This window comes from Sphingomonas sediminicola (genome assembly GCF_014489515.1).
Lineage (GTDB): Bacteria > Pseudomonadota > Alphaproteobacteria > Sphingomonadales > Sphingomonadaceae > Sphingomicrobium > Sphingomicrobium sediminicola.
The window spans coordinates 1970563-1987345 of record NZ_CP060782.1; the positions used below are offsets into that span (position 1 = coordinate 1970563).

Annotated in this window: 14 protein-coding genes, 4 pseudogenes and 1 riboswitch; of the genes and pseudogenes, 10 read left to right on the forward strand and 8 right to left on the reverse strand. The window is 62.4% G+C overall.

Annotated elements, in window-relative coordinates; all coding sequences use genetic code 11:
• Positions 1-11: 11 nt before the first annotated feature.
• The gene (locus H9L14_RS10650) at positions 12-1241 is read left to right on the forward strand and encodes an argininosuccinate synthase (RefSeq protein WP_187708077.1); all 1230 of its coding nucleotides are present in this window, start codon (positions 12-14) and stop codon (positions 1239-1241) included.
• Here the strand turns inward: H9L14_RS10650 and argH are convergent.
• A complete protein-coding gene (gene argH / locus H9L14_RS10655; RefSeq protein WP_187709953.1) occupies positions 1230-2627 on the reverse strand; it encodes an argininosuccinate lyase in 1398 nt (465 codons plus the stop codon). The genes H9L14_RS10650 and argH overlap by 12 nt on opposite strands.
• Positions 2628-2872: 245 nt before the next feature.
• Between argH and H9L14_RS10660 the strand changes: the two are divergent.
• A pseudogene (locus tag H9L14_RS10660) lies at positions 2873-3696 on the forward strand (alpha/beta fold hydrolase); the annotation flags it as partial.
• A 71-nt stretch (positions 3697-3767) separates the two neighbouring features.
• Positions 3768-5453 carry an FAD-dependent oxidoreductase gene (locus H9L14_RS10665; protein ID WP_187708078.1) on the forward strand — a complete coding sequence of 562 codons (1686 nt, stop codon included), beginning with the start codon at positions 3768-3770 and terminating at the stop codon, positions 5451-5453.
• A 113-nt stretch (positions 5454-5566) separates the two neighbouring features.
• Here the strand turns inward: H9L14_RS10665 and H9L14_RS10670 are convergent.
• Both H9L14_RS10670 and guaA read right to left on the reverse strand, forming a co-directional pair.
• Positions 5567-5812 (reverse strand): annotated as a pseudogene (locus H9L14_RS10670) (VOC family protein); the annotation flags it as partial.
• A gap of 28 nt (positions 5813-5840) precedes the next feature.
• Entirely contained in the window at positions 5841-7400 is a 1560-nt protein-coding gene (guaA, locus tag H9L14_RS10675) for a glutamine-hydrolyzing GMP synthase (RefSeq protein ID WP_187708079.1), read from the reverse strand.
• Positions 7401-7491: 91 nt separating this feature from the next.
• Here guaA and H9L14_RS10680 point away from each other — a divergent pair, with 91 nt between their 5' ends.
• Entirely contained in the window at positions 7492-7836 is a 345-nt protein-coding gene (locus tag H9L14_RS10680; protein ID WP_187708080.1) for an ArsR/SmtB family transcription factor, read from the forward strand.
• Positions 7833-8330 carry an SRPBCC family protein gene (locus tag H9L14_RS10685; protein WP_187708081.1) on the forward strand — a complete coding sequence of 166 codons (498 nt, stop codon included), beginning with the start codon at positions 7833-7835 and terminating at the stop codon, positions 8328-8330. The genes H9L14_RS10680 and H9L14_RS10685 overlap by 4 nt, the downstream gene beginning before the upstream one ends.
• A 70-nt stretch (positions 8331-8400) precedes the next feature.
• On the opposite strand, the gene H9L14_RS10690 is transcribed toward H9L14_RS10685, so the two are convergent.
• Together H9L14_RS10690 and H9L14_RS10695 are read right to left on the reverse strand one after the other, a co-directional pair.
• Positions 8401-8988, reverse strand: a complete 588-nt coding sequence (locus H9L14_RS10690; RefSeq protein ID WP_187708082.1) for a hypothetical protein — start codon at positions 8986-8988, stop codon at positions 8401-8403.
• Between the two features lie 110 nt (positions 8989-9098).
• Positions 9099-9578 (reverse strand): Crp/Fnr family transcriptional regulator, encoded by a 480-nt coding sequence (locus H9L14_RS10695; protein ID WP_187708083.1) that lies wholly within the window; start codon positions 9576-9578, stop codon positions 9099-9101.
• 39 nt (positions 9579-9617) lie between these two features.
• Between H9L14_RS10695 and H9L14_RS10700 the strand changes: the two genes are divergently transcribed.
• Both H9L14_RS10700 and H9L14_RS10705 read left to right on the forward strand, forming a co-directional pair.
• A complete protein-coding gene (locus H9L14_RS10700) occupies positions 9618-9944 on the forward strand; it encodes a hypothetical protein (protein ID WP_187708084.1) in 327 nt (108 codons plus the stop codon).
• A 193-nt stretch (positions 9945-10137) separates the two neighbouring features.
• Entirely contained in the window at positions 10138-10857 is a 720-nt protein-coding gene (locus H9L14_RS10705; RefSeq protein ID WP_187708085.1) for a Crp/Fnr family transcriptional regulator, read from the forward strand.
• On the opposite strand, the pseudogene H9L14_RS16685 reads toward H9L14_RS10705, so the two are convergent.
• Both H9L14_RS16685 and rplQ read right to left on the reverse strand, forming a co-directional pair.
• Positions 10833-12993, reverse strand: a pseudogene (locus tag H9L14_RS16685) (prolyl oligopeptidase family serine peptidase). The gene H9L14_RS10705 and the pseudogene H9L14_RS16685 sit on opposite strands and share 25 nt — an antisense overlap.
• A gap of 137 nt (positions 12994-13130) precedes the next feature.
• Positions 13131-13550 carry a 50S ribosomal protein L17 gene (gene rplQ / locus H9L14_RS10715; RefSeq protein WP_187708086.1) on the reverse strand — a complete coding sequence of 140 codons (420 nt, stop codon included), beginning with the start codon at positions 13548-13550 and terminating at the stop codon, positions 13131-13133.
• A 143-nt stretch (positions 13551-13693) separates the two neighbouring features.
• Between rplQ and H9L14_RS10720 the strand changes: the two genes are divergently transcribed.
• The 3 genes and pseudogenes from H9L14_RS10720 (at position 13694) to ppa (ending at position 15163) form a co-directional block, all read left to right on the forward strand.
• Complete coding sequence (locus H9L14_RS10720; protein WP_187708087.1) at positions 13694-14140, forward strand: DMT family transporter; 447 nt, start codon at positions 13694-13696, stop codon at positions 14138-14140.
• 14 nt (positions 14141-14154) lie between these two features.
• Positions 14155-14215: riboswitch (Fluoride riboswitch) on the forward strand.
• A 26-nt stretch (positions 14216-14241) separates the two neighbouring features.
• A pseudogene (crcB, locus tag H9L14_RS10725) lies at positions 14242-14624 on the forward strand (fluoride efflux transporter CrcB).
• Entirely contained in the window at positions 14621-15163 is a 543-nt protein-coding gene (gene ppa / locus H9L14_RS10730) for an inorganic diphosphatase (protein WP_187708088.1), read from the forward strand. The pseudogene crcB and the gene ppa overlap by 4 nt, the downstream one beginning before the upstream one ends.
• Here ppa and H9L14_RS10735 read toward each other — a convergent pair.
• Positions 15129-16679 (reverse strand): PAS domain-containing sensor histidine kinase, encoded by a 1551-nt coding sequence (locus H9L14_RS10735; RefSeq protein WP_222949807.1) that lies wholly within the window; start codon positions 16677-16679, stop codon positions 15129-15131. The two genes, ppa and H9L14_RS10735, sit on opposite strands and share 35 nt — an antisense overlap.
• Between the last annotated feature and the right edge of the window lie 104 nt (positions 16680-16783).

The window sequence follows — 16783 nt, forward strand, 5'->3', positions numbered from 1 at the left end:
CGAGGACAGACATGACGAACAAGAAGCCGAAGGTTGTGCTCGCCTATTCGGGCGGCCTCGACACCTCGATTATCCTGAAGTGGCTGCAGACCGAATATGATGCGGAGGTCGTGACCTTCACCGCGGACCTCGGCCAAGGCGAGGAGGTCGAGCCGGCGCGGCGGAAGGCCGAGATGCTGGGCGTGAAGCCGGAGAACATTTTCATCGACGACCTCCGCGAGGAGTTCGTTCGCGACTTCGTCTTTCCAATGTTCCGTGCGAACACTGTTTACGAAGGGCAATATTTGCTCGGGACGAGCATTGCCCGTCCCCTGATCGCGAAAAGGCAGATCGAGATTGCCCGGCAGGTCGGCGCGGACGCCGTGTGCCACGGGGCGACCGGCAAGGGGAACGACCAGGTTCGGTTCGAGCTAGGCTATTACGCACTGGAGCCAAACATTAGGGTGATCGCGCCGTGGCGCGAGTGGAAGCATGCGAGCCGTGAGGCGCTGATCGACTTCGCCGAGAAACACCAGATCCCGATCGCGAAGGACAAGCGCGGCGAGGCGCCCTTCTCGATCGATGCGAATCTCCTTCACTCTTCGTCCGAGGGGAAGGTGCTTGAGGATCCGTCGATTGACGCACCGGAATATGTTCATCAGCGGACGATCTCGCCCGAGGAGGCGCCGGACAAGGCGACGACGATCACCATCGATTTCGAGCGTGGCGATCCGGTCGCGATCGATGGCGAGAAACTTTCGCCGGCGACGTTGCTGGAGCGGCTCAACAAGCTCGGTCACGACAATGGCATCGGCCGCCTAGACCTCGTCGAGAACCGGTTTGTCGGGATGAAATCGCGCGGCGTGTACGAGACGCCCGGCGGCACGATCCTGCTGGCGGCGCATCGCGGGATCGAGAGCATCACCGTCGATGGCGGCGCGATGCACCTCAAGGACGAGCTGATGCCGCGCTATGCGAGCCTCATCTACAACGGCTTCTGGTTCTCGCCGGAACGGGAGATGCTCCAGGCCGCGATCGACAAAAGCCAGGAGCATGTCATCGGCCGAGTCACGATGAAGCTCTATAAGGGCAATGCGACGGTCATCGGCAGGGAGAGCGAGCACTCGCTCTACGACCAGGACCTCGTCACCTTCGAGGAGGGCACCGGCGACTACGACCAGCGCGACGCGGCGGGCTTCATCCGTCTGAACGCATTGCGGCTGCGGACGCTCGGCCAGCGCGACCGGCGCTTAAAGTCCTAGGTCAACCTTCGCGGCGGCTACCTGTTCGCGGACGCGCTCCGGAGCAGTTCCCCCGTAGCTTGTGCGGCTGCGAACCGAGGCGTCGACGCTGAGCACGTCGAAAACGCGCTCGTCAATTCGCGCGTCGATTTCTTTCAGCGCATCGAGCGGAAGATCGGCGAGGTCGCAGCCCCGGTCCTCCGCCGCCTTTACCGCCCGACCGGTGATGTGGTGCGCCTCTCGGAATGGCACTCCGGCCTCGCGCACGAGCCAGTCAGCAAGGTCTGTCGCGGTCGAGAAGCCAAGCGCCGCCGCATCGGCCATCCGCTGCGGGACGAACTCGATCGTCTCGATCATGCCGGCAAGCGCCTCGAGCGACAGAGCCAGCAAGTCGCGCGCTTCAAACACCGGCTCCTTGTCGTCCTGCATGTCCTTCGAATAGGCGAGCGGCAGGCCCTTCATCGTCACCATCAGCGACGTGAGACAACCGAGGATCCGGCCGCTGTGGCCGCGCACCAGCTCCGCCGCATCTGGATTGCGCTTCTGCGGCATGATCGAGGACCCGGTCGAGAAGGCATCCGGCAGCTTTACGAAACCAAATTGCTGGCTGGTCCAGATGATCAGCTCTTCCGCCAACCGTGACAGGTGCAGGCTGCACTGGGAAGCGGCCGTTAGGTAATCGAGCGCGAAATCGCGATCGGACACGCTGTCGAGACTGTTCGCCGTAGGCCGCTCAAAGCCGAGCGCATCGGCGACTTCGTGCCGGTCGATCGGGAAGCTCGTCCCCGCAAGCGCCGCGCTGCCGAGCGGGCTCTCGTTCATACGCGTTCGAGCGTCGGAGAAGCGCGAGACATCCCGCTGGAGCATTTCGAAATAGGCCAGCAGATGGTGGCCGAGCGTGACTGGCTGGGCGACCTGCAGGTGAGTGAAGCCCGGCATCACCGTGTCGGCATGATCCTCGGCGCGCTCGACAAGGGCCCGCTGAAGCCCGTGGATGGCGCCTACGGCCTCGTCGCACGCATTGCGCACCCATAAGCGGAAGTCCGTCGCGACCTGATCGTTGCGGGAGCGCGCCGTGTGCAGCCGCCCGGCTGCCGGCCCGATCAGCTCGGCAAGGCGATGCTCCACCGTCATGTGTATGTCTTCGAGCTCGACACGCTCGGGCACGCCATCGCGCTCGAACTCTCTTGAGATCTGGTCGAGGCCTTCGAGGACAGCCGCCGCGTCTGCCTGTCCGACGATCCCCTGATCCCGAAGCATCGCAGCGTGGGCTTTCGATGCCGCAATATCCTCGCGCCACAACCTCTTGTCGAAAGAGATTGAGGCGTTGATCCGCTGCATCAGGTCCGACGCAGCTTCGCTGAACCGGCCGCCCCAAGTCTTCTGGCTGGGAGGTTGATCGGACATGGTCGGGGCGTTGCCACGCATGGCGAAGAGGGTCAAACGGGCACTCGTCGCCAAGCCGTTCCGGCTGCGCGCCATTCGCCATGAAGCCGTCATCGCGCGGTCACGCGAAACCTGTTACGGGCCTTCAACGTCACGATCCGAGTCCGGTGCGTTCGACGAGCTAGTATTTGCCCGCCAATCGGTCCCAATCGAGACGCCGACGCCGGTCTCGCTGGCCGGCACTCCACCCCCGGGAGGGCTCATGTATGGGCACCATCATCACCACCGACGGCACCGAGATCTTCTTCAAGGACTGGGGTCCGAAGGACGCTCAGCCGATCTTCTTCCATCACGGCTGGCCGCTCAGCGCGGACGACTGGGACGCGCAGATGATCTTCTTCCTCAATCAGGGCTTCCGCGTGATCGCTCACGACCGGCGCGGCCACGGGCGCTCGACCCAGACCGACACCGGCAATGAGATGGACACTTACGCGGCCGACGTCGCGGAGTTGGTCGAGAAGCTCGATCTCAAGAACGCCATCCACGTCGGGCATTCGACCGGCGGAGGCGAATGCGTTCATTACGTCGCTCGCGCCAAGCCGGGCCGGGTCGCCAAGGCAGTGATCATCGGCGCGGTCCCGCCTGTCATGGTCAAGAAGGAGTCGAACCCCGGCGGGACCCGATCGAGGCGTTCGACGGCTATCGCGCGGCCCTCGCGGCAAACCGAGCGCAGCTCTATCTCGATATCGCCAGTGGGCCTTTCTACGGCTTCAACCGACCGGGCGCGCAGATCTCGCAAGGCACGATCCAGAACTGGTTCCGCCAGGGAATGATGGGCGGAACGAAGGCGCATTACGACTGCATCAAGGCTTTCTCGGAGACCGATTTCACTGAGGATCTGAAGGCAATCGAGGTGCCGGTCGCCGTGCTCCACGGCGGCGACGATCAAGTCGTGCCCTATGCGGATTCGGCGCCGCTCTCGGCCAAGCTGCTGAAGAACGGCACGCTGAAGACCTATCCGGGCTATCCGCACGGCATGGCGACGACGCACGCGGACGTGATCAACAAGGACATCCTGGCGTTCATCCGCGGAGAGGACTTCGGCGCCGACCGGCAGGAGGAAGAGAGGCTGATCGTCGAGCCAATCCCCGCTCCCGTTGAATGAGTGACGCTCAGCGTACCCTGTTTGCAGAGCGCGGGGCGCAGATGTTCCCGCGCCTGACCGACGACGAGCTTGCGCGGCTTTCCAAGTTCGGGGAGCCGCGCAGCTTCCGCGCCGGAGAAAGGGTCGGCCGGGTCGGGGAGACAGGACCGGGGCTGATGCTGATCCTGTCGGGCGAGGTGGAAGTCACCGAGCCGGCGAAGGACGGCAAGGCGCCGCATATCGTCACCCACTCGCGCGGCAATTTCACGGGAGAGCTGGCCCAGCTTTCGGGGCGGCCAGTGCTCGTTGATTCGACCGCTCTGACCGGAGTCGAAGGCGTTGCCATTGCTCCCGATCGGCTTCGTGCCTTGCTGATCGCGGAGGCGGAGCTCGGCGAGCGCATCATGCGGGCTCTGATCCTGCGCCGGGTAGGACTGATCGAATCTGGCGCCGGTCCCATCATCATCGGAGACGAGGCCGACGCCGACGTGCTTCGCCTAGTGAATTTCCTCCGCCGGAACGGTCATCCCTACCAGCGGCTCGATCCGACCGGCGATTCCTGTGCGGAGACCTTGGTCCAACGCTTCCAAGTGTCGTCGGAAGAACTTCCGATCGTGCTCTGTCCGGGCGGGCAGCTCCTTCGCAATCCGACCGAGCACCAGCTCGCACGCTGCGTTGGGCTGGTCGGCCCGATCAATGCCGAGAAGCTTTACGATGTCGCGGTGATCGGGGCGGGCCCGTCCGGCCTCGCAACGTCGGTCTATGCTGCATCCGAAGGCCTTTCGGTGTTGACGATCGACTGCCGGTCCTTCGGTGGACAAGCGGGAGCGTCCGCGCGGATAGAAAATTATCTCGGCTTCCCGACCGGCATTTCAGGAATGGCGTTGATGGGCCGCGCCTTCAGCCAGGCGCAGAAGTTCGGGGTCGAGATCGCCATTCCGGACGAAGCCGTGAAGCTGGAATGCGGGAACGATCCCTGCCACCTGCTTCTCGCCACCGGAGAGCGGATCCAGGCGCGATCGGTCGTCATCGCAACGGGCGCGCGCTATCGCCGGCTGGCCGTTGACCGTCTCGACGAATTCGAGGGATCGTCCGTCCATTATTGGGCCTCGCCGCTGGAAGCCGACCTTGCGGCGAATGAAGAGGTCACACTGGTCGGCGGAGGCAATAGCGCGGGCCAGGCGACCGTGTTCCTCGCCAGCCGCGCAAAGCATGTCACACTGGTCGCGCGCCGGCCGCTTAGCGACACCATGTCGCAATATCTGATCGAACGGATCGAAAGCCTGCCGAACGTCGATGTCGTCATCGGGTCGGAAGTTGCTCGACTCGCTGGAGCCGATGGTGCGCTGGAAGGCGTGGAGCTACGGAATCGCTCGTCCGGAACCGAAGAGGCGCGCCCCTGCCGATTCCTCTTCTCCTTCATCGGCGCGGAGCCGAACACCGACTGGCTGCAGAGCTCGGGCCTCAAGCTCGACGGGCGCGGCTTCGTACTGACGGGCGGGGACGAACGTCTTCCGTTGGAAACGAACAAACGCGGCATCTTCGCGGTCGGCGACGTGCGGTCGGGGTCGGTGAAGCGCGTGGCCGCTTCAGTCGGCGACGGCGCGCAGGTCGTCGCGGCGATACACCAATATCTGGCTGCGCAAGAGAAAGAGCGACCGGTGAGCATCCAACCGCAGATGCAGGTTACCGCGGCAGAATAGCCTCGCGACTCCCAGGTGGTCGCACCTTTCGGAAAGCCTTCGCGCTGCACACGCACAATGCAGAAGCGCTGGCCGCTCGGCGCCTCCAAGACCACCCACCGCTCCATGTGCTTGTGGATTTTCGCTCCAAGCTTCTCGAGCCGGGCGACTTCGGCGGGAATGTCATCCGTCTCGATGTCGAGATGAATCCGGCTCTCGTGGTCGACACGCTGGATCTGGACGCTGATCTCATCCGGCCGGTTTTCAAGCATGACGTAGTCGCCGCGCGTACCCGGATGATCGGGATCGACCGGGCGTCCCAGAGCCTCCGCCCAGAACTGCGCTGCCTGCTGGATGTCGTCGACGTTGCAGTCGATCAATATGCCGTTGATGCGCGAGCGGTGCCTGTCATTCCCACTCGATCGTTCCGGGCGGTTTAGACGTGTAGTCGTAAACGACCCGGTTGATGCCCTGCACCTCGTTGACGATGCGGGTCGCGACGCGACTGAGGAAGGCGGCGTCGAACGGGTAAATGTCAGCGGTCATGCCGTCGACGCTGGTCACGGCCCGAAGCGCGCAGACGTAGTCGTAAGTGCGGAAATCGCCCATCACCCCCACGGTGCGAACCGGAAGGAGAACGGCGAAGGCCTGCCAGATTGCATCGTAGAGTCCGGCATTGCGGATTTCCTCGAGGTAGATCGTATCGGCCTTGCGCAGGATGTCGCACTTCGCCTTGGTCACCTCGCCGGGGATGCGGATGGCGAGGCCTGGACCCGGGAAGGGATGGCGTCCGACGAAGGCGTCGGGCAGCCCAAGCTCCCGTCCAAGTTCGCGGACTTCGTCCTTGAAAAGTTCCCGAAGCGGCTCGACGAGCTTCATGTTCATGCGCTCAGGGAGACCGCCGACGTTGTGGTGGCTCTTGATCGTGACCGACGGACCACCGGTAAAGCTGACGCTTTCGATCACGTCAGGATAAAGCGTGCCCTGAGCAAGGAAGTCGGCGCCGCCGATCTTCTTCGCCTCGGCCTCGAACACGTTGATGAACTCGGCGCCGATGAACTTGCGCTTCTTCTCTGGGTCCGAGACGCCGTCTAGGCCGGCAAGGAAGTCGCGGCTGGCATCCACATGGACGAGCGGGATGTTGTAGCTGTTGCGAAACAGCGAAACGACCTGCTCGGCCTCCCCTGCCCGCATCAATCCGTGGTCGACGAAGACGCAAGTGAGCTGCTCGCCGATCGCTTCGTGGATGAGAACCGCAGCGACGGCGCTGTCGACGCCGCCGGAGAGGCCGCAGATGACGCGGCCGCTGCCGACCTGCTCGCGGATGTCGGCGATCTTCGCATCTCGGAAGCTAGCCATGGTCCAGTCGCCGGCGCAGCCGCAGACATGCCGAACGAAGTTGGACAGCAGTTTCCCACCGTCGGGCGTGTGCACGACCTCCGGATGGAACATCAGGCTGTAGCGCTTCGCCTCTTCGTTCGTGGCGATCGCAAACGGCGCACCTTCGGAACGGGCAACGATTTCGAAGCCGGGTGCGAGGCTTTCGACCCGGTCGCCGTGGCTCATCCAGACCTGGTGCTTCTCACCAATGTGCCAGAGGCCGTCGAACAGGGCCGACGGCGACACGATCTCGATGAAGGCCCGGCCGAACTCCTTCTGGTCCGACGTGACAACCTTGCCGCCGAGCTGCTGGTGAAGGGTCTGCTGACCGTAGCAAATGGCCAGGAGCGGGAGTCCGCTGTCGAACATCACCTGCGGAGCGCGCGGACTTTCCGCCTCGGTGACCGACGCCGGGCCGCCAGAGAAGATGATTCCCTTGGGCTGGAGGCGGTTGAACGCCTCCTCGGCCGAATTGAATGGAGCGATCTCCGAATAGACTCCGGCTTCGCGGATGCGGCGCGCAATGAGCTGCGTCACCTGGCTGCCGAAGTCGACGATGAGGATGGATTCGGTGGGCTGGACCGTCATGGCGAGCCGATAGGCACCGCATCGCCAAGAGTAAAGTTAAGCGATTCCTTAACTGTCTTGACGCACCTCTTCTGGCTCGATACTTAAGTGCATGCTTAACGATTCGCTTGCCCTCACTCGGACCTTCCAGGCCCTCGCCGATCCGGTTCGGCGCGGAATGCTAGCGCGACTGAGCCGCGGTCCCGCTTCGGTATCGGAACTGGCGAATCCGCTGCCGATCAGCCTGCCGGCTGTGATGCAGCATTTGAAGGCTCTCGAAGAGAGCGGCCTCGTCCGGTCCGAAAAGAAAGGCCGGGTTCGAACCGTCCAACTCGAGCCAAAAAGGCTCGAAACGGCGGAATCCTGGATCGCCGAGCGGCGCACCGAATGGGAGGCACAGCTCGACCGATTCGAGAAGTATCTTTCAACGCTGAAGAATGATGGAGAAACGCATTGACCCAGCATATCGACCTGGTCCTGGAACGGACGCTCGACGCCCCGGTCGACCTGGTGTGGGCCGCGTACACGGACCCGGAACATCTCAAGCAATGGTTCGCCCCGAAGCCATATCAGATCACCGAGTGCGAGCTTGATCTTCGTCCCGGCGGCATCTTCCGCATCCGCATGGTCGGCCCTGACGGCTTCGACACGGGCCACGGAGGTGCGGGCTGCGTGCTAGAGGTCGAGCAGGGCAAGAAGCTGACCTGGACCAGCGCGCTCGGGCCCGGTTATCGCCCCGCCGAGATGGGTGAAGGCTGCGAATCCTTCCCGATGACCGCGATCGTCACTTTCGAGGACGCGGGCAACGGAAGGACTGCGTACCGGGCCGTCGCGTTGCACAAAGACGCGAAGGACAAGGAAACCCACGAGAAGATGGGCTTCCACGACGGCTGGGGCACGGTCGCCGGCCAGCTCGAAGAATTCGCCAAAAGTCTCAAGGTCAGCGCCTGAGCCCAAACGAAATGCGCCGGAGTCTTTCGACCCCGGCGCATCCGTGTTTCAAAAGCTACTTCGCTTCCGCTTAGTAGCCGCGCCAGTAGGCCGTGCGACGATTGATATCGATGTCGCGGATGCGGCCGTCGTAGCGGACTTCGCACTTCCAGCTTAGGTCAGCGCCGGCATTGTAGCCGTAGCTGCCGTAGCCCCCACGGCCGTAGCCGTCGTAGCCCTGGTAGCCAGAGCTGGCGACGCCGTAGACCTTGAGGCCGTACGACTTGCGATCAACGCGGGTGATGCCCTGCACGCGACCGCCCATGTTGTAACGATTGTTGTAGCCGTACTGGCCGTAACCGTACTGACCGCCGTAAGGCACGTTGCCGTAGCCGTAGTAGCCATTGTTATAGCCATTGAGGCGGGCTTCGACGGCGCGGGCGCACTGGTCAATCGCAACACTCTGGTTCGAGTACTGGTTGTAGCCGTAATTTCCGTACGGATAGCGTCCGTAGCCCAGGATCTGGCCGATGATCTGGCCGACCGGGTTCTGGTTGTAGCCGTAGCCGTAGCCGTAGTTCGAATAAGGCTGCGGGTAATATTGAGCGGCCGCAGGTGCCGCGCTCGCGAGGGCAGCAAGACCAACGCCGCCGGCGAGAATTTTCGTCAGTGCCTTCATGGCCACTCTCTCCTTCAACAGTCTGCTTGCACGCACAAACGCACGGCAAGCTCGCAGGCTTCCTACCGGTTCGCCACTGCAGTTGGTCTGAATGCGCCGTTTGCTGGCGTTCAGCTTTGAAGGACCCGGCAACTGTTCCGATGATGAAGGTAGAAGGGGTCGAAATCCGCGAAGCTGGCGAGCCGCTCGAAATCGTGAACGAACAGACGACCGCTCTTGTGGTCGACCATTCCGGTCTCACGCAGCTGTTGGAGAGTACGATTCACGTGGACGCCCGTGAGGCCGAGCGCATCGGCCAGCATCTCCTGAGTGAGCGGCATTTCGCAGCTGTTGCGGTCGACGAGCCCGGCTGCGCTCGAGCGCTTGAAGATTTCGCAGAACAGATGCGCCATGGCTCGGTCGGCCGCGAGCCTGGAATTGCGCATCAGCCACTCGCGATAAAGCGCCGACTGGATCAGGCTCGATCGCCAGATTAGCGACTGAACCCTCGGACGAGCACGCATGAGGTTCTCGAGTTCACCATGCGGGATCAGAGCAATCTCGCTCGGGACGGCGGCGCTCAGGCTGCTGTCCAGGTAGTCGAGATGCATGGATTCCAACGAAGGCGCATCGCCCGGGATATAGAAGGAATGGATCTGCCGCGAGCCGTCGCGGCGGCTGACGTACCGCTGCAAGAAACCGGTTACAACGACGACCGAAAAGCAGGGCAGACCGCCGGTCTTGCTGATGTCTTCGTGCCGGCGAAAGGTCTTGATGTCGCCCTGAACGCGGAGAACGGCGGCGCGATCATCGGGACAAAGATCACCGACCCGCGAAAGGTGATTCAAAAGCGCCTGACCGATCACGCGCGCGCCTCGACAAGGCGCGCGAAAGGGCATTTCAACGAACGCACGACACCGCCTGTGATTCTCTCACCCGAGCGCCCCTTAGGCGGGCAACAATCGACGGCGCATTAACAAAGGATAGGAGTTCACCGATCATCCCGTCCGAACGCGACAAATGACACACAAATCAGTATTGCCCTGCAACGGTCACACGCGCGCTCCTTCGGGCTGGATCGCGTAGTGACTTTCCTGTTGGCTCGGTTGGTAATTGCGAAACCGCTTGCCGCGGCGATCATTTCTGGATGGAAAGGCGGGCCAATTTCCCATGATTGAAGCCCATCTCAAAAAACTTCGTGTCCGCGACCGCATCGGAAGCGAGGAAGAGGCGGCGATACGCGCCGCTATCTCTGACGTCCGAAGGATCCGCACGGACATAACCGTCGTCCGGCGCGGCCAGGAGTTGAACGAGTGCCTTTTGCTGCTCGACGGATGGATGACCCGAAACAGGGACATGGCGGACGGACAGCAGCAGATCAGCGAACTGCAATTCTGCGGCGACTTCGTCGACCTTCACGGCTTCACGCTCAAGCGGCTGGACCACAACGTCACATCGCTTACGCCGTGCAAGGTCGCCGTGGTTCCTCACGAGAATTTCCGGAAATTGCTCGAACGGTTCCCGCATCTCGCTCGCGTCTACTGGATGATGACCAACATCGATGCGTCGATCCATCGCGAGTGGACGGCATCGCTCGGCAGGCGGCCCGCGCTGAACCGGATGGCGCATCTGTTCTGCGAAATCTACGAGCGGCTGCGGATTGTCGGGCAGACGTCAGGCAACAGCTACGAATTCCCGTTGACCCAGCAGGAACTAAGCGAGTGCCTTGGCCTGACCTCAGTTCACGTCAATCGCACGCTGCAGGAGTTGAGGAAGCGCGGCCTGATCGAGGTCCATCGCCGGCAGACGACAATCCCGGACCTGCCCGCGCTTCAAGCCGTCGCAGAGTTCGATACGGACTATCTCTATCTTGAGCGCCGCGCGCGCTGACAAGGACTAGAGCTGGAGCCCGTGAAACGGGCGAAGAAAGCCAGCACGTCCGACGCTTCCTCGATGATCTTGTCGGTCGGCTTGCCCGATCCATGTCCAGCGCGAGTCTCGATGCGGATCAGGTGCGGCTCCCCGTTCGGATCCGCCGCCTGCAATGCAGAGATATATTTGAAGCTGTGGCCCGGGACGACACGGTCGTCCGTGTCCGCCGTCGTAACCAGCATCGGCGGGTAGTGAACGCCGGTCTTGATGTTGTGGTAGGGCGAATAGGCCAGCAGCGTCCGGAAATCGGCGTCCTTGTTGGGGTAGCCGTAATCGTCGACCCAATAGCGTCCGGCGGTGAAGCGGTCGAAGCGCAGCATGTCCATAACGCCGACCGCCGCATTGGCCGCGTCGAAGAGGTCCGGCCGCTGGTTGATCACCGCACCGATCAGGAGGCCGCCGTTCGATCCGCCCTGGATTGCGAGGCCCTTGGGTGACGCAATGCCGTTCTTCTTCAGATAATCGCCGGCGGCAATGAAATCGTCGAACACGTTCTGCTTGTTCGCCAGGCGCCCGGCGTCGTGCCATGCCTTGCCATATTCGCCACCGCCGCGAAGGTTGGCGAGTGCGTAGACGCCGCCCTTTTCGAGCCAGGCGAGGCGCGTCGCGGAGAAGCTTGGCGTTAGCGAGACGTTAAAACCGCCATAGCCATACAGCAGTGTCGGCGCTGGGCCGGTGGAACCCTTCCTGCGAACGATGAACATCGGCACACGAGTGCCGTCCTTCGAATTGTAGAAGACCTGCTCGACCGAATAGTCGTCCGGGTTGAACGCGACCTTCGGAGCGGCCCAGGTCGACGCCTGTCCGCTCCTCGCATCGTAGCGATAGATCGTCGTCGGCCGATTGAAGCTGGTGAAGGAGAAGAAGGTTTCGGGATCGTCCATGTCACCCGAGAAGCCCGTCGCGGTGCCGATCCCCGGAAGCTCGACCGTCGAGAGCTTCCGGCCCTGTAGACTGTAGACGCTGACCTCGGACTTCGCATCGGCGAGATAGGAAGCGATCAGCTTGCCGCCGACGATCGAGGCGCTGTCGAGGGTCGCCTCTTGTTCGGCGATGACCGGCGTAACCGGATTGCCGGGCCGCGCGACATCCATCGCGACGACCTTCAGCTTCGGCGCATCCTTGTTCGTGATGAAGAAGAAGTGCGAGCCTTCGTTGCCGATGAAGGTCCAGTTGTTCTCGAGGCCCGTAACCAGCGCCTTCGGCTTCGCCCCCCGTGCGCGCAGGTCGATCGCGTGGACCTCGTAGCGGTCGTCGGTGCCTTCGGCAGTCGTGATCACCAGCCAGCGGCCGTCGTCGCTAACCGTGGCAGAATGCCCGTAGGTCGGCTTGTCCGGCGTCGCATATACCAAACGGTCGGCGGACTGCGGCGTGCCGAGCTTATGGAAATAGACTTTCGAATTGAGGTTGGTCGACTGGAACTCCTGCCCCTGCGTCGGCTCGGGGAAGCGAGTGTAGAAGAAGCCCGATCCGTCCTTCATCCACTCCAATCCGGAGAACTTGACCCATTTGACCTCGTCGCCGGTCTCCTTCCCGGTCGCGACGTCGATGACCTTGACCGTGCGCCAATCCGACCCGCCGTCCTGGATCGAATAGACGAGATATTTGCCGTCCTCGCTCGGGTCCATTCGGCGAGCGCTGTTGCGCCGTCCTTCGACCAGCTGTTCGGATCGATAAGGACGCGCCCTTCCCGTCGACGCTGTCGCGGACGAACAGGACCGACTGGTTCTGGAGGCCAGTGTTGTGAGCGTAGAAATAGCGTCCGCCTTTCTTCGTCGGCACGCCGAACCGCTCGTAATCGTAAAGCTGCTTGATGCGCGCCTCGAGCGCGTCGCGACCCGGGAGAGTCGTCAGGAATGCGTTGGTGACGTTGTTCTGAGCGTCCACCCAGGACTTCACCTCGGCATCCTCGCGGACATCATTCTCGAGCCAGCGGTACGGATCGGCGACCTGCACGCCAAACTGAGGATCGACCTGATCGGTCCGCCGGGTTTGCGGGTAAGCAAGCGCCGGCCTTGCAGCGTTTGCCGCCTGCGTCGCCATGCTCGCCGCGTCCGCTGCTGCCGCAGCCTCGACTGCAGGGTTGGGGGTCATTGCACAGGCACCAGTGAGCAAGGCGACAACGAAAGCACTCCGACGCATGGAAAATCCCTCCCCGGCGCAAAGAAAAAGGCGCGGCCGCCTTGGGTAGCAGCCGCGCCTAGTGTTTCAAGCGGACGTTCGACGAACCGTCAGGCGGCTTCGAACTCTTCCTCGGTGACCACCGGGCCGCTGTCCTGGCCCTTGGCCGAAACGTCGCGATCGACGAACTCGATGATCGAGATCGGCGCTGCGTCGCTGGCGCGAATGCCGGCCTTGATGATGCGCGTGTAGCCGCCGTTACGGTCGGCATAGCGCTTCGCAAGGACGTCGAAGAGCTTCACAAGCTGGGCGTCGTCCATCAGGCGCGACTGGGCGAGACGGCGATTGCTGAGGCCGCCGTGCTTGGCGAGCGTGATCAGCTTCTCGACGTAGGGCCGGAGTTCCTTCGCCTTCGCGGTGGTGGTGGTGATCTGTTCGTGCTTGATCAGCGCTGCCGCCATGTTGCGGAACAATGCCGCACGGTGGCTCGAGGTACGCTGCAGCTTACGGCCGCCTACGCGGTGACGCATGGTTCTTCTCCGTTCGTTCGAAGCCCGTTCAAGGTAGCTTCGGCCAGGCGGACTTGTTTGCGGGAGCCGCCCCTTTTCCCGTTGCTTTCGCTGAGCGCCGCCCTCAAGCGGAATGCCTCGCGGAAGTCAAGAGGAGCCGCCAGATGAATGCAGCCGCCTTGCCACTGGCGCTTGCCGTAATTGCCGGGATTTTCATAGCCATACAGGCGCCGACCAACGCGATCCTCGGCAAGGCGTCCGGCTCGCCGGTCGTCGCCGCGTTCATCTCCTTCGTTGTCGGCACGCTTGCTCTCGGAACGATGGTCGCCGCGAGCTCGGGCCGGCTCTTCGCGCCTGAGTTGAAAGGCGTGCCATGGTACGCGTGGGTCGGCGGGCTTTATGGCGCCTTCTTCGTCGCCATGGCTGCCTTTGCGGCGCCGCGAATTGGCGTTGCCACCATGCTGACTGCGGCAATCGGCGGACAGATCCTTGCGGCGCTCATGCTGGACCATTTCGGGCTGCTCGGGCTGGCCCGTCAGCCGGTCAGCGTGGAGCGTATCGCAGGTGCCGTTCTGGTCCTGATCGGCGCAGTGCTTGTCCGAAGGGGCTGACCGCTGCTAGTGCCTGGACCAGAGGGAATGGGGTCTCCCTGAAAACCGCCTGTCGCTGATGACTCCTGCTTGAAGCGCATGCGTGCAGCAGGAGGAAACACATGGGGTTTGCGATCGTCTTTCTTGGTGCCGGGATCGGCGGGGCGTTGCGCCACGGCGTCAACTTGGCCGCAGTGCGTTATCTGGGCTTCGGATTCCCCTTCGGCACCTTGATCGTAAACATCCTCGGCTCGTTCCTGATGGGACTTCTTGCCGGATATTTCGCCTACCGGACCGGAATCCCGCAGCACATGCGTTTATTCCTGACGACCGGAATCCTTGGGGCTTTACAACTTTTTCTGCGTTTAGCCTCGATGCCGCTTTGCTTATCGAGCGACATGCTTATGGGCATGCGGCAGCCTATGTCGCGGCCTCCGTCTTTTTCGGCCTGGCCGCCCTGTTCGCAGGCATCCTAGTATTTCAGCTTGAAAGTTTCGTTCCGTGAATATCGATTTGATTCCCGTCGGCGACAATCCGCCCGAAAGCCTCAACGTCATCATCGAGGTGCCGGTCGGTGGCGAGCCGGTGAAATATGAGTTCGACAAGAAGTCGGGCGCTTTGTTCGTCGACCGAATCCTGCATACGCCGATGCGCTATCCGGCGAACTACGGCTTCGTCCCGCACACCTTGTCGCCCGACGGCGACCCGCTCGACGCGCTGGTGATAGCGCGCTCGCCTTTCGTCCCCGGATGCGTCGTGCGCACCCGTCCGATCGGCGTCCTCAACCTCGAGGATGAGCATGGCGGCGACGAAAAGCTCATTTGCGTCCCCGTCGACACGACCTTCCCCTATTACTCAGACATCGGCGAGCGGCAGGACCTGCCCTCGATCGTGCTCCAGCAGATCGAGCACTTCTTCACCCACTATAAGGATCTGGAATCCGAGAAGTGGGTGCGTATCGGAAATTGGGGAAACGCCGATGACGCGCGTCGGATCGTGACCGAAGCGATCACACGCGCCCAGCAGCAGAAGGCCGCCGTCTGAATTCCCTTGCATGCTCGTCGAGCACCGCGGCCATCGCCTTGCTGAGGTCGGCCGCCCCGAATGGCTTTGACAGCACTGCGAACTCAGATCCGTTCTTCAGGACCTCGTCGCTGTAGCCGGTCGCAAGCAGGACCGGCACCTGCGGATGTTCTTCGCGGACATGTCGCGCAAACTCGACGCCACTCATTCCCGGCATTACGACGTCCGAGAGCACGAGATCGATGCCGTTGGACCCGATCCGCTCCAGGGCGTCCTCGGCGCTTTCGGAAGGAATCACCTTGCAGCCAAGGTCGATAAGCAGACCCTCCGCGAAGTCGCGCACCTGAGGATTGTCCTCGACCAGCAGGACGCACAGTCCTTTCGGCAACTCCGACATGGCCGGACCTTCCGTAAGGGCTGCCTGTTCTTTTTCGGTGCGGGGGAGGATCATCGTGATGGTCGTGCCCCGGCCCTCGTCCGACTGGATTTCGGCTCGTCCGCCAGCCTGGGCCGCGAAACCATGGATTTGCGAAAGACCGAGACCGGTCCCCTTGCCGACCGCCTTGGTCGTGAAGAAAGGCTCGAATGCGCGCGCGGCGACGTCCCTCGGCATCCCGACGCCCGTATCGCTGATTCCAAGGGCAACGAAGTCGGATCCGTTCTCGTGCAAGCTGCGCGTGGAAAGGGTCAACTTCCCGCCTTCCGGCATGGCATCGCGAGCGTTGACCGCAGCGTTTAAAATGGCGGTTTCCAGCTGGGCGGCGTCGACCTCGACGCGGCTTGCCCCGGGATCCAATTCGAGCTCGATCGCGATGCTGTCGCCCAGAGTGCGCGAAAGAACGTCTGCCACTGCATCGAGCCGGACGTTGAGGTCGAGCACTTCCGGCCTGATCGCCTGCCGGCGGCCAAATGCCAGTAGATGATTGGTCAGGGTCGTCGCGCGGTCGGCAGTTTCGGTTATGGCCTCGAGATATTGCTTTCGTTTCGCAGCGGGCAGATCCGGCTTCCTGAGCAGGAAGTCGGCGGATCCGGCAATAACGGTCATCAGATTGTTGAAATCATGGGCGATGCCGCCAGTAAGTTCACCGAGTGCCTGCAGCTTTTGCGACTGGATGAGGGCCGCCCGCGTGTTCTCAAGCTCGTCCTGGACCTTTTTCCGCTCGGTAATGTCGCGAGTGATCTTCGCATATCCTACAAGCTCGCCCTCTGTATTGACGATGGGATCCAGGACTGCATTGACCCAAAACCGCGTGCCGTCCTTCCGAACGCGCCAGCCTTCCGCTTCGAAACGACCCTCCGCCGCAGCGATCCGCAAGGCCCTTCCAGGAAGCTCCGCAGCACGATCCTCAGGGGTGAAAAAGATCGAATAATTCTGCCCGATGATCTCGTCGGCCGTGTAACCCTTGAATCGTTCCGCGCCCGGGTTCCACGTGGTGACGTGGCCGTTCGGATCCAGCATGTAGATCGCGTAATCGGTGATGGAGTTGACGAGCAGCTGAAAACGCTGCTGCTCGGAGATACTGTCGAGGCTGGACAAGACGGTGCTGTTCCTAACGCGTTGGCGCAATGCGCCCGTACTCTTCCACCCGCGGAAGAGCAATATTGCGAATGGCTTAGCGTTCAAGCGGTTTTTGTCCCTCC

Bases quoted from the DNA above. Each gene is read 5' to 3' on its own strand.
- H9L14_RS10650 (WP_187708077.1), top strand. From the start codon at position 12: ATGACGAACAAGAAGCCGAAGGTTGTGCTCGCCTATTCGGGCGGCCTC.
- argH (WP_187709953.1), bottom strand. From the start codon at position 2,627: ATGTCCGATCAACCTCCCAGCCAGAAGACTTGGGGCGGCCGGTTCAGC.
- H9L14_RS10665 (WP_187708078.1), top strand. From the start codon at position 3,768: ATGAGTGACGCTCAGCGTACCCTGTTTGCAGAGCGCGGGGCGCAGATG.
- guaA (WP_187708079.1), bottom strand. From the start codon at position 7,400: ATGACGGTCCAGCCCACCGAATCCATCCTCATCGTCGACTTCGGCAGC.
- H9L14_RS10680 (WP_187708080.1), top strand. From the start codon at position 7,492: ATGCTTAACGATTCGCTTGCCCTCACTCGGACCTTCCAGGCCCTCGCC.
- H9L14_RS10690 (WP_187708082.1), bottom strand. From the start codon at position 8,988: ATGAAGGCACTGACGAAAATTCTCGCCGGCGGCGTTGGTCTTGCTGCC.
- H9L14_RS10695 (WP_187708083.1), bottom strand. From the start codon at position 9,578: ATGCATCTCGACTACCTGGACAGCAGCCTGAGCGCCGCCGTCCCGAGC.
- H9L14_RS10700 (WP_187708084.1), top strand. From the start codon at position 9,618: ATGGATCTGCCGCGAGCCGTCGCGGCGGCTGACGTACCGCTGCAAGAA.
- H9L14_RS10705 (WP_187708085.1), top strand. From the start codon at position 10,138: ATGATTGAAGCCCATCTCAAAAAACTTCGTGTCCGCGACCGCATCGGA.
- rplQ (WP_187708086.1), bottom strand. From the start codon at position 13,550: ATGCGTCACCGCGTAGGCGGCCGTAAGCTGCAGCGTACCTCGAGCCAC.
- H9L14_RS10720 (WP_187708087.1), top strand. From the start codon at position 13,694: ATGAATGCAGCCGCCTTGCCACTGGCGCTTGCCGTAATTGCCGGGATT.